We start from the raw sequence: 14,076 nt of genomic DNA, 5'->3' as shown, positions 1-14,076 counted from the left end.
GGGAGTTAGTCGTATGGATAAAAAAACCGAACAAAAAAAAGTGTTTTTAGAAATCGTCCAACAACTACGTCAACTCATTAAAATGGAAAAAATTCAAGCAGGTGAGAAGCTACCTTCCGAACGAGTTCTATCAGAGCGTCTAGGTGTCGGGCGATCCTCTGTGAGAGAGGCTTTGCGAAGCTTAGAGTTGCTAGGGCTTATTGAAACGAGACATGGTGGTGGTACTTTTCTTGCGTCCACACATAAGCATCAGCTCGTAGAAATACTGTCGATGTTTATATTAGAAGATGAAAAATCAAAAAAAGATGTCGAATTAACGCGACAAATTCATGAAATGGAAGCAATCCGCGTAATAAGTTGTACAGAGATTCTTCGCACACTACCTGTGTGGGATAGTTTTTTTGTGAAACTAGAAATAGAAGGTACAATTAATTGTCGAGATATTTTAAGAGAACTATTAATTACGACAGGTAATCGTCTTTCATTAAAAATCTGGTTTCAATTAGCAGCTTATGATGGCGACCGTTTAAATCGAAACTCAACAGAAGATGAAAAATTAAACATTCAAACGATGTTGAAATCGATGCAGCTGGGTTACGAAAAAGAAGCATTAAAAGCTTATGAGCAGTGGATGAGTACTGTACAGAGCATTTAGACAACAACAAAGGGGGAGTCGAACATGGCAATACGTAGCTTATTTAGTGGTAATCGAAAAAAGAAAGAGGACGGGCAAGAAAAGGCATTTCCAGAAGGGTTAATGACAAAATGTCCTGAATGTCGTCACATTCAATTAACAAAAGAATTAGAAAAAAATCATAAAGTATGTACAAAATGTAGTCATCATTTCAAAATGACTGCTCAAGAACGTGTGGACTATTTCTTAGATGAAGGCTCATTCGAATCCATGGATGATCATTTACAAACAAGTAATCCTCTTAATTTCCCAGCGTATGTTGAAAAAATTGCAGCAGACCAAGAGAAAACAGGCTTGAATGAGGCTGTCCTAACAGGCGTTGGTACAATAGATGGGGAAGAAATTGTCGTAGCGATTATGGATTCGCACTTCCGTATGGGGTCAATGGGCTCTGTAGTCGGTGAAAAAATTACGCGAGCAGTAGAGAAGGCAACTGAACTAGGTGTACCATTTATTATCTTTACCGCTAGTGGTGGTGCTCGTATGCAAGAGGGCGTATTATCATTAATGCAAATGGCGAAAACTAGTGTCGCATTAAAACGCCACAGTGATCAAGGCTTATTGTTCATCTCCATCTTAACGCATCCAACAACAGGCGGAGTTTCAGCAAGCTTTGCTTCTGTTGGTGATATAAATATTGCAGAGCCACAGGCTTTGATTGGCTTTGCAGGGCGACGTGTAATTGAAGAAACTGTACGAGAAAAACTACCAAGTGATTTCCAAACAGCAGAATTTTTATTAGAGCATGGTCAGCTTGATGCCATTTTCCATCGCAAAGATTTACGTAAACAAGTTTCTTTACTTGTAAAAATGCATACGAAAGGCGGCGTACAACATGTCTAAAAATTTAGCATTTGAAGAACCAGTCGTACAATTACGTGAGAAAATTGATGAATTAAAAACAATTGCTGCTGAAGCAGAAGTTGATATGTCTGGTGAAATCGAGAAGCTTGAAACACGTTTATCACAATTAGAGCAATCGATTTATGCCAATATGAAGCCGTGGGATCGTGTGCAAGTAGCAAGGCATCCAGAAAGACCTACAACGCTTCAATATATTGAAGCAATGTGTGAAGATTTTATTGAATTACATGGTGATCGTACATTTGGTGATGATGCAGCCATTCTTGGTGGGATTGCCATTTTCGAAGGGCAACCAGTAACAATAATTGGACATCAACGTGGTAAGTCTACTAAGGAAAATATCCGTCGTAATTTTGGTATGCCTCATCCAGAGGGGTATCGAAAAGCACTACGCTTGATGAAGCAAGCTGAAAAATTCAAACGACCAATTATTTGTTTTATTGATACAAAAGGTGCTTACCCAGGGAAAGCTGCTGAGGAACGTGGTCAAAGTGAAGCAATCGCTAGAAACCTTGTAGAAATGGCTGGCTTAACTGTGCCTGTAATTAGTATCGTTATTGGTGAAGGAGGAAGTGGTGGTGCATTAGCATTAGGTGTAGCAAACCGTGTCTTTATGCTTGAGAACTCGACTTACTCTGTTATTTCGCCAGAGGGAGCGGCATCTATTTTATGGCGTGATGGTAGTCTGGCTAAGCAGGCAGCAGAAGCCATGCGTATCACAGCACCTGATTTGAAAGAACTTGGTGTAATTGATGGCATTATTCCTGAAATTATTGGTGGAGCACATCGCAATGTAGCAAAACAGGCCCTTTCTATTAAAGAATGCATTAGTGACACACTTCATGCATTAAATTCTTTAAATGGAGAACAATTAGTTGAAGATCGCTATGAAAAATTTAAAAAAATTGGACAGTATACAGAAGTGTAAATCTGTTTGTAAAAAGATGAATGTTGTTTACTTTAATAGGATATAAAATTTAAAAGCTATATATTTGCTCGTTAAGAGACAAAATTTGTTTCTTAGCATATTAAAAAGCTATAAAAATGAAAGAAGATAATAGCGCATAATAAACGCCAGACTTCTTGAAAAAATGTTAGATTTAGGATGTTTTTAGGTGGAAAGAGTGTGTGAAAGCGCATTCTTTTCATTTTTTATGTAAAAGTTATGTTTTTGTATCCCCAGAACCCTTACATAGTTTGTTTTTTCATGTTAATGTGAATAATAATAGTAACTGCAGGAGGTTCGACAATGAAAAAAATTGCTGTATTAACTAGTGGTGGAGATGCGCCTGGAATGAACGCTGCTATTCGAGCGGTCGTTCGTAAGGCAGCATTTCATGGAATTGATGTTGTCGGAATTAAGCATGGTTATGAAGGCTTAGTAAAAGGATTTATGGAAGAACTTGATTTAGGTGCAGTTGGTGGTATTATCCAACGCGGTGGCACGCATTTGAATTCGGCAAGATGCCCAGAATTTAAAGAAGATGCTGTTCAGCAACGAGGTATTGAGAATTTACGAGCTGCTGGTATTGAAGGACTTGTTGTCATTGGTGGTGATGGATCTTATCGAGGTGCCATGGATTTGGTGAAAAAAGGCTTCCCTGTTGTAGGGGTACCTGGAACAATTGACAATGATATTCCTGGAACTGAATATACGATTGGCTTTGATACAGCCCTAAATACAGTAGTAGAATCCATTGATAAAATCCGAGATACTGCTACATCTCATGAAAATTCTTTCATTGTAGAGGTAATGGGACGTGATGCAGGAGATATCGCTTTATGGGCAGGTCTTGCTGCTGGTGCTGAAACAGTTTTAATTCCAGAAGAAGATTATAATTTAGATGATATTGTCGCACGCTTAGATCGTGGTGCTGCACGTGGTAAAAAGCATAGTATTATTATTGTGGCAGAGGGTGTTATGTCAGGAAGTGAGCTGGCAAAACTGTTAAAAGAAAAAACAGGAAAAGAAACACGTGTTTCAGTATTAGGTCATATCCAACGTGGTGGATCACCTACAGCAAGAGATCGCGTATTAGCGAGTCAGTTTGGCGCACATGCAGTTGAATTACTTATGGAAGGCAAGGCTGGTCGAGCAGTAGGTATTCGCAATCATCAAGTCATTGATTATGATATGCCAGAGGCTTTTGAAAAGAATCATGAGGCTGATGTAAGCCTATATACACTAATGAAAGAACTATCAATATAATTTGTTATAAAACGGAGTGGGCAAAAATGAGAAAAACAAAAATCGTATGTACAATTGGACCTGCAAGTGAGTCACCAGAAATTTTAGAAAAATTAATCGAAGCAGGTATGAATGTAGCCCGCTTGAATTTTTCACACGGATCACATGAGGAACATGCAGGGCGTATTCATTTAATTCGTGAAGTGGCACAAAAATTAAATAAACCAGTGGGAATTTTACTTGATACAAAGGGACCAGAAATTCGTACACATAACATGAAAAATGGCGAGCTTCATTTGTCAGCAGGTCAAGTAATTGATATTTCAATGACAGAAGTAGAAGGTACTGAGACGAGCTTTTCTGTCACATATGAGCGCTTAATTGAAGACGTTGAGCAAAATTCAATTATTTTACTTGATGATGGACTAATTCAACTACGTGTATTAGCAACGGATATGGAAAAAGGATTAATTCATACAATTGTTGAAAATGCTGGCGTACTAAAAAATAAAAAGGGTGTTAACGTACCAGGTGTTTCTGTACAACTACCAGGTATCACAGAAAAAGACGCACAAGATATTTTATTTGGTATCGAACAAGGTGTTGATTTTATTGCTGCTTCATTTGTTCGTCGTGCAAAAGATGTTCTTGAAATTCGTGAATTACTTGAACAAAATGGTGGTAGTCATATTCAAATCATCCCAAAAATTGAAAACCAAGAGGGTGTCGATAACATCGATGAAATCATCCTAGTATCTGACGGTTTAATGGTTGCTCGTGGAGATCTTGGTGTTGAAATTCCTGCAGAAGAAGTACCACTTGTACAAAAGAAATTAATTCTAAAATGTAATCAAGTTGGTAAACCGGTAATTACGGCAACTCAAATGTTAGATTCCATGCAGCGTAACCCACGACCAACACGTGCAGAAGCAAGTGATGTAGCCAACGCAATTATTGATGGAACAGATGCTATCATGTTATCTGGTGAAACTGCCGCAGGTCTTTATCCAGTTGAATCGGTACAAACGATGAATAAAATTGCACAACGTACTGAAAATTCATTAGATTATCGATCAATTGTTTCTACACGTAGTCGTGAGAAAGAAGCAAATATGACAGAGGCAATTTCACAAGCTGTAGCTTATACTTCTATCAATTTAGGGGTGAAAGCCGTATTGGCTCCAACTGAAAGTGGTAATACAGCGAGAATGATTGCGAAATATCGACCAGGAGTGCCAATTGTTGCCGTAACAGGCTCTACAAATACAGCTCATACATTAACACTAGTATGGGGCGTATACCCAATTGTGTGTCAACGTGTGACAACAACAGATGAAATTTTAGAACTAGCTGTGGATGAAAGCTTGAAGCATGGTTTTGTTACACATGGAGACGCAGTTGTCATTACAGCAGGTGTACCTGTAGGTGAAGCGGGTACAACAAACTTAATGAAAGTTCACATTATTGGAGATTTACTTGCACGTGGACAAGGGATCGGAAAAGCATCAGTTGTTGGTAAAACAGTGGTTGCTAAAAATGCTGCTGAGGCACTTGCCTACGATACAGACGGATGCATCCTTGTTACAGTCGGTTCAGATCGTGATATGATGCCTGCTTTAGAAAATTGTATTGGCCTAATTACTGAAGAAGGTGGACTTACTAGCCATGCAGCAGTTGTAGGGTTAAGCCTAGGTATTCCAGTAATCGTTGGTGTAAAAGAAGCAACTACATTAATCCGTCATGGTCAAGAAATTACAATGGACGCTGAAACAGGTGTGATATACAAAGGACATGCAAGCGTTCTTTAATAATTAACAAAAAGCTCTAGTGCGGTTTGTTGTACTAGAGCTTTTCCATAAAGGTTGTACACACACTTTATGGAAACTATTAATTCCTTCCTTTAACAGAAGTTGCTTTCTCATAGAATAGGTCTATTCATTTTTTTATGAAACTAAACGGGCTATAATAACGTATAAAAGGTATAGCTTTTCAAGTAGAAAGGAGAAAAATATGCGAAAAATTTTTCTTGGTTTCATTGTCTACACATTAGCCGAATTGACGTTATTAATAGTCATTGGACAAAATATTGGTGTTTTAAGTACATTATTGCTCATTATTGCTACGAGTGTGATTGGGATTTATGTCATGAAAAATAAAGGTATGAACTCTGTTCAAAATGTGAAAAATACATTGGCACGCGGAGAAGCGCCAGGAGCTGCATTAGTGGATACTTTCTTAACTTTTGGTGGTGGTTTGCTTTTAGCGTTACCTGGATTTTTAACAGATGTCCTAGGTTTATTCCTACTCATGCCATTTTCTCGAAAAATGTTCCAACCCATTGTCTATTACTGGATGCGTAAAAAAATGAAAAAAGGTCAATTCATCATCGTTCAAAGATAGAGTTTTCTTTCAGTTTTACAGCTAGAAATAAAAAGATAGGGCTCAGTAATATACCATAAAAGCCAAATAATAGAATAGAGGCAGCGCTGATAAAGAATGTATGGAATGTGCGTAGCTGAAGCGTATTGGACCAAAGCATCGAATCGGCTAGCTGCCTTGTTAATTGTACAAATAAATAGAGTAGTAAAATGGCCACACATAAAAAGGTATTGCCATTGAAATAAAAATAAATGCTCATTGGCACAAGAAAAACGCCAATTCCGAAAAACGGTAGTACATCTGCAAATGCTACAATAAATGCTTTAATAATGGCTTGTTCAAATTGAAGGATCATAAAGCCAGCACAAAGAATGAGTAGGGTAATCGTAAATAATTGAAACTCTACAAATAAGAAATAATGAAAAAGTTGCATGATTTTTGCAAAATGAGATTGCCACTCTTGACGATATTTTTTAGGCACATATTGAAAGAACCAATAGCGTGATTTACGTGTTTCTAGAAGCGCAAAGTAATAAGCGACTAAAAAGATGAAAACCTCAATGACATGCTTCATTAATAATTGGAAAAGATCTGCTGTATATACGATGATGGAATCGAAAATGGACAGTGATTTTTCTTTTAAAACTTGTACAAACATGGATTCATATTCACTGAAAAGCGGGAAATTTTGTAAAGTCTCTTGAATTTCTGGAAAAATGACGATAATACTGTTAATAGATATGACAACTAGTAGAAAAATACAGGTTAATATTAATACTTCCACAATAATTGCTGCAATCCAATACGCAATCCTACAATATTTGTGTAAAAAATTTATGATAGGATACGTCGAAAATGATAAAAAAATTGCGAGTGACACAGGTAATACAAACCAAAGTATGACTAAATAAAAAATAAATAGCAAAACGCTCGTAGTTCTTTCGTATGAAAAATACTTTAAATTCCTCATTTTTACAAATTCACCCCAAACCAATTGATAAATTAATGTCAAAATATACAAAAAAATCTCTTTAGGACAATTATATAGTCGTTCGGACGTCTTTTTCTTTATTTGGAGGATTTTCATTCACAAAGCTGTCAAAAATGATTATAATAGCAATGTAAGCGATTTACTTAATGGTTCATATGAGCAAAATTCGTAAATGCAACATAAAAAACGCATTTGCAACAAAAAAATAAGTATGAGGGAGCGATAATTTATGTCAGCAACTAAAGGTTTAGAAGGTATCGTAGCAGCGGAATCTAAAATCAGTTCAATTATCGATGACACACTTACATATGTTGGTTACAACATTGATGATTTAGCAGAAAATGCGTCATTCGAAGAGGTAATTTACCTGTTATGGCATACTCGTTTACCAAAAGAGGACGAGCTAGCTGAATTAAAACAACAATTGGCAGACAACATGTCAATTCCGCAAGCGATTGTCGACCAATTTAAAACATACCCACTTTCAACTGTACATCCAATGGCTGCATTGCGTACTGCAGTATCTTTACTTGGTGTATTCGATGAAGAAGCGGATGTTATGGATCCAGAAGCAAACTACCGTAAAGCAATTCGTCTTCAAGCTAAAATTGCTACAGTAGTAACTGCTTTTGCACGTGTTCGTAAAGGTTTAGAACCAGTTTCACCAAAACCTGAACTAGGATATGCGGCAAACTTCTTATACATGCTTAAAGGCGAAGAGCCAGCAGATATTGAAATTGAAGCATTTGACAAAGCATTAGTATTACATGCTGACCATGAGTTAAATGCATCTACATTCACTGCACGTGTATGTGTAGCTACATTATCTGACGTTTATTCAGGTGTAACTGCAGCGATCGGTGCATTAAAAGGACCACTTCACGGTGGAGCAAATGAGCAAGTTATGAAAATGTTAACTGAAATTGGCTCACTTGAAAATGTTGAATCTTATATTCAAAATAAATTAGACAACAAAGAAAAAATCATGGGCTTCGGTCACCGTGTATATCGTAAAGGCGACCCTCGTGCTCCGCATTTACGCGTAATGTCTAAAAAATTAACTGAGCTAACTGGTAAACCAGAGCTTTACGAAATGTCAGTTAAAATCCATGACATGATCGTAGAACAAAAGAAATTACCTGCAAACGTAGATTTCTTCTCTGCGTCAGTGTATGATTCTTTAGGTATTGATCATGACCTGTTCACACCAATTTTCGCAGTATCACGTACTTCAGGTTGGGTGGCACATATCCTTGAGCAATATGCTAATAACCGCCTAATCCGTCCACGTGCTGAGTATGTTGGACCAGGCATGCAAAAATATGTTCCAATCAGCGAGCGCTAATTTGGAAAATATGCTAGAATGTTTGGGACTGTGTTATCACTAACACAGTCCTATGATTATGAATTTAGGAGGCAACAGAATGTCAAACAAAATTGTAGTTGAAAATGGCGTACTTAATGTACCAAACAATCCAGTAATTCCTTTCATCGAAGGTGATGGAATTGGTCCAGATATCTGGGCAGCAGCATCACGCGTAATTGACGCAGCAGTAGAAAAAGCTTATAACGGTGAAAAGAAAATTGAATGGTTAGAAGTTTTAGCTGGTGAAAAAGCATTTAACCAAACTGGTGAATGGTTACCACAAGAAACTTTAGACAAAATTAATGAATACTTAATTGCAATCAAAGGTCCTCTTACTACACCAATCGGTGGTGGTATCCGCTCTCTTAACGTAGCATTACGTCAACAACTTGACTTATATGTATGCTTACGCCCAGTACGTCACTTTGATGGAGTGCCTTCTCCAGTTAAACGCCCAGAAGACGTTGATATGGTTATCTTCCGTGAGAACACTGAAGACATCTACGCTGGTATTGAATTCGAATCTGGTTCAGAACAAGCTCAAAAAATCATCAACTTCCTACAATCTGAATTTGGTGTAAATCAAATCCGTTTCCCAGAAACTTCTGGTATCGGTGTTAAACCTGTATCTAAAGAAGGTACTGAGCGTTTAGTACGTTCTGCTATCGAATACGCAATTAAACATAAACGCCCATCTGTTACTTTAGTTCATAAAGGTAACATCATGAAATTCACTGAAGGTGGATTCAAAAAATGGGGTTATGAATTAGCAGAAAAAGAATTTGCTGATCAAACTTTCACTTGGAACCAATACGATGCTATCAAAGCTGAACAAGGTGAAGAAGCAGCAAACAAAGCTCAATCTGATGCTTTAGCAGCTGGCAAAATCTTAGTGAAAGATTCTATCGCTGATATCTTCTTACAACAAATCTTAACTCGTCCAACTGAGTTCGATGTAGTAGCTACAATGAACTTAAATGGTGACTATATTTCTGATGCTTTAGCTGCACAAGTTGGTGGTATCGGTATCGCTCCAGGAGCTAACATTAACTATGTTACTGGCCATGCGATCTTCGAAGCTACTCACGGTACAGCTCCAAAATATGCTGGTTTAGATAAAGTAAACCCATCTTCAGTATTACTTTCAGGTGTATTAATGCTTGAACACTTAGGATGGCAAGAAGCTGCTGACATGATCACTCAATCTGTTGAGAAAACAATTTCTTCTAAAGTTGTTACTTATGACTTCGCACGTTTAATGGACGGCGCTACAGAAGTGAAATGTTCAGAATTCGCTAATGAGTTAATCAAAAACCTATAATTTTCTATTCTACAATAGAATTTATCGCTAAAGCGGATGCTTTTTTCTGCCGATATAATTAGGGTGACAGTAAATTTTAATTGAATATTTACGATAAACTTGTTTAATTGAGGGAGTGAGATGGAAGTCTCCTCCCTCTTTTAAAATATATAACCTAATTTTAAAGGAGCGTATTCAAATGTCTCTGAAACGAAAAAAAATCTCAGTTATCGGTGGCGGTTTTACAGGCGCTACTGCAGCATTTTTAGCAGCTCAGAAAGAACTTGGTGACGTCGTATTAGTGGATATTCCACAAGCAGAAAACCCAACAAAGGGTAAGGCGCTAGATATGTGGGAGGCAGCACCAATACAAGGGTTTGACTCTTATGTGCAAGGTACTTCCAATTATGCAGATACGGCGAATTCTGACGTAGTGATCATTACCGCTGGTGTTGCACGTAAACCAGGTATGAGCCGTGATGACCTTGTTCAAATCAATCAGAGTGTTATGAAAACTGTTTCAAAAGAGATTGCTACGCATTCACCAAATGCTACAATCCTTGTACTGACAAACCCAGTTGATGCCATGACATACACAGTATACAAAGAAACTGGCTTCCCTAAAAACCGTGTAATTGGTCAATCAGGTGTTCTTGATACGGCTCGTTTCTGTGCATTTGTGGCAGAAGAACTTAAGATTTCAGTGAAAGATATTACTGGTTTTGTATTAGGTGGTCACGGTGACACAATGGTACCGTTAACACGTTATTCATTTGCTGGTGGTATTCCGTTAGAATCACTTATTTCTGCTGAACGTTTAGAAGAAATTGTTGACCGAACGCGTAATGGTGGAGCAGAAATTGTCAACTTACTTGGTAACGGCTCTGCCTATTATGCGCCTGCTGCGGCACTAATAGAGATGGCTGAAGCTATTGTAAAAGACCAAAAACGTATTTTACCATCTATTGCTTATTTAGAAGGCGAGTACGGCTATCATGATTTATACTTAGGTGTTCCTACATTACTTGGCGAAAACGGTATTGAAAAGATCTTTGAGCTAGAATTAACGGACAAAGAAAAAGCAGCTTTAGATCAATCAGCAGAAGCAGTTCGTAATGTGATGAAAATTTTAGTGTAGAATATCAGTCTAAGTCTTAAAACGAGTAGGGAATGTTCCTGCTCGTTTTTTTATGTTTCCAGGGTTGAGAAAGGTAAGGTTCTTCTGCTTTTCATTGTACTTTTAGCATAAAATTGATACTATGAATGTAGTATGATAGAAAAGGGGGTTGGCGTATCTTTGCTTCAAAAAAATAGTAAACTTGGTCTCACAATTGATGAAATTACAGTTGGCGAGAAAATCCATATCACTGAAAAAATTGAAGATAGGGATCTATTGCTTTATTTAGGCCTTACAAACGATAGTAACCCGCTTTATATTCAACATGATTATGCAGCTATGACACCTTTTCAAAAGCCAATTGTGCCGACAATTATGTTAAATGGTATTATTACATCAGCTGTGTCAAAGTATATTCCAGGACCAGGTGCACGAATTATTGAGCAACATTTGAAATATTTAGGACCTCTCTATCATTATGAATTGTTCGATACGCTATTAGAGGTTACAGCAATCAATAAATATGACAATACCATCACTGTATCTGTCCACTCATATAATGAGCAGAAGCAGCTTGTAATTGAAGGTTTATTGCTTGTGACTCCACCACTTGCGCTATAGACGTCTTGAGATTTGAAATGGGGGTTTCAAATCACTAACGGAGGCATTAGACATGACAAAAACGATTTTAGTAATTGAAGATGAATTTTCGATTGCAACATTATTGAAATATAATTTAGAACAGGCAGGCTATGTAGTGGAAACGGCTGCTGATGGTCAGGAAGGGCTTGAAAAAGCAATCGACTTACAGCCAAATTTAATTCTTTTAGATTTGATGCTTCCAAAACTAGATGGCATGGAGGTCTGTAAACAAATACGACAACAACGTATGAATACGCCAATTATTATGCTAACTGCTAAAGATGACGAATTTGATAAAGTTCTTGGTCTTGAGTTGGGAGCAGATGATTACATGACAAAGCCTTTTAGTCCTCGTGAAGTTTTAGCGCGTGTCAAGGCTGTATTAAGACGTTTCACGCAAAATGTTGTCGCAGATGATAAGGATGAGGCGCAGGAAAAAATGTATGAGTTTGGACAATTGCGAGTGTACCCAGAGCGATTTGAAGTATTTTTACAGGATGAGGCACTGGAATTTACACCAAAAGAGTTTGAGCTACTCATCTATTTACTTGAAAATAAAAATCGTGTATTAACACGTGATCAGCTATTAAGTGCTGTATGGAAATATGATTTTGCTGGCGATACTCGAATTGTGGATGTACACATTAGCCACCTTCGCGATAAAATTGAAGAAAATAGCCGTAAGCCGATGTTTATAAAAACAATTAGAGGTCTTGGTTATAAATTTGAGGAGCCGAAAACGACATGAAATCGATGAGCAACCGCTTATTCTTGACATTCATGCTTTTACTTGGAACGATACTAGCTGTCCTAATGATTGTTATAGGTCAGCTTTTTCCTGTTTATATCGAGCAATATAACGAGCAAGCAACCACTGAGATACGGACATCAATGGACCAAGTAATCGATGAACGCAAAATGGATTTAACGAAGGAAGATCAGGAAGCTTTGTACGCAGCTCAGGCTATGGAACGAGACGAATCCTTATTGAACTATGTGCGTGCTCGCCTTTACGGAGTACTGGCTATTCTCTTTACCATCACGTTGATATTAATAGCAATTATAAGTCGTTATATGATACGTAACTTTACTGCACCGATTGATAATGTGACAGACACTGCCCTTGAGCTTGCAAAGGGTAACTATCGTGCACGTGCTCAAGAAAATGAGCATGAACGGATGATACCACTGAGTCATTCCATAAACATATTGGCACGGAATTTGCAAGATATTACAACGATACGTGAAGTAGAGGAAGAAAGACTGAAAACCTTAATTGAAAATATGGGGAGCTCCCTTATGATGATTGGTCGTGAGGGGAATATTTCCATTGTAAATCGAGTATTTCTGGAGCGCTTTGGAATGCAGCTTGATGATGTACAAGGAAAGGTTTTTCGTACAATAGGCTTACCTAAATCATTAGAACAATTTATCGATCATGTTTTTCTGACAGAAATGCCTTATCGACAACAAATTAAAATGGAAGTACAGCAAGAACTTTATAACAAAGAAGTTTATGGGGCACCGGTCATCGGGGACCACGGACGATGGCTAGGCGTTGTTATCGTTATGCATGATATAACGGAACTAGTTCGATTAGAACAAATTCGGAAAGACTTTGTTGCGAATGTATCACATGAATTACGCACACCTATTACATCTATTAAAGGCTTTTCAGAAACTTTATTGGATGGGGCCTATAAAGACGAAAAAATGCTGATTTCCTTTTTGGAGATTATATATAAAGAAAGTAATCGACTTCAAATGCTGATTCAAGATTTACTAGAGCTCTCAAAGATCGAGCAGCATGGTTTTACTGTCAATATTATGCCGATGGGCTTACAGGATGTTCTAATTCGTGGAGCAGAATTGACAGCTCCGCGTTTGGATGAAAAAAATATGAGCTTCCAGGTGGATATCGAACGAGATGTCCAGGTTATGGGGGATGCCAATCGTATCATTCAGATTGTGACGAATTTAATTACCAATGCGATTACATATTCACCTGAAAACACAACTGTTTCTATTCGATTAAAGGAAAATGAAACACATGGCATTATCGAAATAGAGGATCAAGGGATTGGAATTGAAAAGCATGAAATCGCCCGCGTTTTTGAAAGATTTTATCGAGTGGATCGAGCGAGAAGTCGTAATTCTGGTGGAACAGGCTTAGGGTTAGCGATTGTTAAGCATTTAGTCGAGGCGCATCATGGCCGAATTCAAGTAGAGAGTGAAGTCGGCATAGGAACTAAAATGATTGTCATGATTCCGAAAAATTAACAAATCCTTTACATGAACAACATGTTACATTCATATTTGGGCACTATACTTATTTCTAGAAACCCCCAATATGATTGTTAAGACGATGACCATAAAAATCTAATAGAAGATTTTTAAATGCTTTATATTCGCCCAGAAAGAATTTAGTGTTTTTTAAACACTAGGTTCTTTTTCTGTTTTACAGGGAAGGTAAATAGGTGTAAAGTATAGTAGCATAACGTTTAACAACCATCTTACCCGCGATTGTCTGTTAGA

At 37.6% G+C, this 14,076-nt stretch carries 13 protein-coding genes; 12 read left to right on the top strand and 1 reads right to left on the bottom strand.

The features are described 5' to 3' along the window. The first annotated feature begins 13 nt into the window (after window positions 1–13). From NY607_RS07725 to NY607_RS07700, 6 genes are all read left to right on the top strand, one after another. On the top strand, window positions 14–655 hold the full coding sequence (locus NY607_RS07725) for a FadR/GntR family transcriptional regulator (RefSeq protein WP_259419413.1): 642 nt from the start codon (window positions 14–16) through the stop codon (window positions 653–655). A 24-nt stretch (window positions 656–679) separates the two neighbouring features. Further along, window positions 680–1,537 carry an acetyl-CoA carboxylase, carboxyltransferase subunit beta gene (accD, locus tag NY607_RS07720; protein ID WP_048393568.1) on the top strand — a complete coding sequence of 286 codons (858 nt, stop codon included), beginning with the start codon at window positions 680–682 and terminating at the stop codon, window positions 1,535–1,537. Further along, entirely contained in the window at window positions 1,530–2,486 is a 957-nt protein-coding gene (locus NY607_RS07715) for an acetyl-CoA carboxylase carboxyltransferase subunit alpha (protein ID WP_004226227.1), read from the top strand. The genes accD and NY607_RS07715 overlap by 8 nt, the downstream gene beginning before the upstream one ends. Before the next feature lie 321 nt (window positions 2,487–2,807). Next, window positions 2,808–3,767 (top strand): 6-phosphofructokinase, encoded by a 960-nt coding sequence (gene pfkA, locus NY607_RS07710; RefSeq protein ID WP_048393573.1) that lies wholly within the window; start codon window positions 2,808–2,810, stop codon window positions 3,765–3,767. A 26-nt stretch (window positions 3,768–3,793) separates the two neighbouring features. Next, on the top strand, window positions 3,794–5,554 hold the full coding sequence (gene pyk, locus NY607_RS07705; protein ID WP_048393575.1) for a pyruvate kinase: 1,761 nt from the start codon (window positions 3,794–3,796) through the stop codon (window positions 5,552–5,554). A gap of 202 nt (window positions 5,555–5,756) precedes the next feature. Further along, window positions 5,757–6,146: an FxsA family protein gene (locus tag NY607_RS07700; protein ID WP_054549955.1), complete on the top strand. Its 390-nt coding sequence runs from the start codon at window positions 5,757–5,759 to the stop codon at window positions 6,144–6,146. Here the strand turns inward: NY607_RS07700 and NY607_RS07695 are convergent. Continuing rightward, a complete protein-coding gene (locus NY607_RS07695) occupies window positions 6,130–7,095 on the bottom strand; it encodes an AI-2E family transporter (RefSeq protein WP_259419412.1) in 966 nt (321 codons plus the stop codon). The two genes, NY607_RS07700 and NY607_RS07695, sit on opposite strands and share 17 nt — an antisense overlap. 250 nt (window positions 7,096–7,345) lie before the next feature. On the opposite strand from NY607_RS07695, the gene citZ reads away from it, so the two are divergent. The 6 genes from citZ to pnpS all read left to right on the top strand — a co-directional run bounded on the left by citZ (window position 7,346) and on the right by pnpS (window position 13,821). Continuing rightward, entirely contained in the window at window positions 7,346–8,461 is a 1,116-nt protein-coding gene (gene citZ / locus NY607_RS07690) for a citrate synthase (RefSeq protein ID WP_048393579.1), read from the top strand. A gap of 79 nt (window positions 8,462–8,540) precedes the next feature. After that, a complete protein-coding gene (gene icd / locus NY607_RS07685) occupies window positions 8,541–9,803 on the top strand; it encodes an NADP-dependent isocitrate dehydrogenase (RefSeq protein ID WP_048393581.1) in 1,263 nt (420 codons plus the stop codon). Window positions 9,804–9,981: 178 nt separating this feature from the next. Continuing rightward, window positions 9,982–10,920, top strand: a complete 939-nt coding sequence (mdh, locus tag NY607_RS07680) for a malate dehydrogenase (protein ID WP_048393582.1) — start codon at window positions 9,982–9,984, stop codon at window positions 10,918–10,920. Between the two features lie 159 nt (window positions 10,921–11,079). Then, window positions 11,080–11,520: a MaoC/PaaZ C-terminal domain-containing protein gene (locus tag NY607_RS07675; RefSeq protein ID WP_004226245.1), complete on the top strand. Its 441-nt coding sequence runs from the start codon at window positions 11,080–11,082 to the stop codon at window positions 11,518–11,520. A gap of 52 nt (window positions 11,521–11,572) precedes the next feature. Continuing rightward, a complete protein-coding gene (locus tag NY607_RS07670; RefSeq protein WP_016993215.1) occupies window positions 11,573–12,289 on the top strand; it encodes a response regulator transcription factor in 717 nt (238 codons plus the stop codon). Beyond that, window positions 12,286–13,821: a two-component system histidine kinase PnpS gene (pnpS, locus tag NY607_RS07665; RefSeq protein WP_048393584.1), complete on the top strand. Its 1,536-nt coding sequence runs from the start codon at window positions 12,286–12,288 to the stop codon at window positions 13,819–13,821. The genes NY607_RS07670 and pnpS overlap by 4 nt, the downstream gene beginning before the upstream one ends. The last annotated feature ends 255 nt before the right edge of the window (window positions 13,822–14,076 follow it).

Origin of the sequence: Lysinibacillus sp. A4 (genome assembly GCF_024919535.1) — a bacterium.
GTDB lineage: Bacteria > Bacillota > Bacilli > Bacillales_A > Planococcaceae > Lysinibacillus > Lysinibacillus capsici.
Note: the sequence above shows the minus strand (reverse complement) of the source record. Positions and strands in the feature narration are given on the sequence as shown.

What these genes read in the sequence shown, in the direction of transcription:
- pfkA (WP_048393573.1), top strand. Translation starts at nt 2,808, where the DNA reads ATGAAAAAAATTGCTGTATTAACTAGTGGTGGAGATGCGCCTGGAATG.
- pyk (WP_048393575.1), top strand. Translation starts at nt 3,794, where the DNA reads ATGAGAAAAACAAAAATCGTATGTACAATTGGACCTGCAAGTGAGTCA.
- NY607_RS07700 (WP_054549955.1), top strand. Translation starts at nt 5,757, where the DNA reads ATGCGAAAAATTTTTCTTGGTTTCATTGTCTACACATTAGCCGAATTG.
- citZ (WP_048393579.1), top strand. Translation starts at nt 7,346, where the DNA reads ATGTCAGCAACTAAAGGTTTAGAAGGTATCGTAGCAGCGGAATCTAAA.
- NY607_RS07670 (WP_016993215.1), top strand. Translation starts at nt 11,573, where the DNA reads ATGACAAAAACGATTTTAGTAATTGAAGATGAATTTTCGATTGCAACA.
- icd (WP_048393581.1), top strand. Translation starts at nt 8,541, where the DNA reads ATGTCAAACAAAATTGTAGTTGAAAATGGCGTACTTAATGTACCAAAC.
- NY607_RS07715 (WP_004226227.1), top strand. Translation starts at nt 1,530, where the DNA reads ATGTCTAAAAATTTAGCATTTGAAGAACCAGTCGTACAATTACGTGAG.
- NY607_RS07695 (WP_259419412.1), bottom strand. Translation starts at nt 7,095, where the DNA reads ATGAGGAATTTAAAGTATTTTTCATACGAAAGAACTACGAGCGTTTTG.
- NY607_RS07725 (WP_259419413.1), top strand. Translation starts at nt 14, where the DNA reads ATGGATAAAAAAACCGAACAAAAAAAAGTGTTTTTAGAAATCGTCCAA.
- mdh (WP_048393582.1), top strand. Translation starts at nt 9,982, where the DNA reads ATGTCTCTGAAACGAAAAAAAATCTCAGTTATCGGTGGCGGTTTTACA.
- pnpS (WP_048393584.1), top strand. Translation starts at nt 12,286, where the DNA reads ATGAAATCGATGAGCAACCGCTTATTCTTGACATTCATGCTTTTACTT.
- accD (WP_048393568.1), top strand. Translation starts at nt 680, where the DNA reads ATGGCAATACGTAGCTTATTTAGTGGTAATCGAAAAAAGAAAGAGGAC.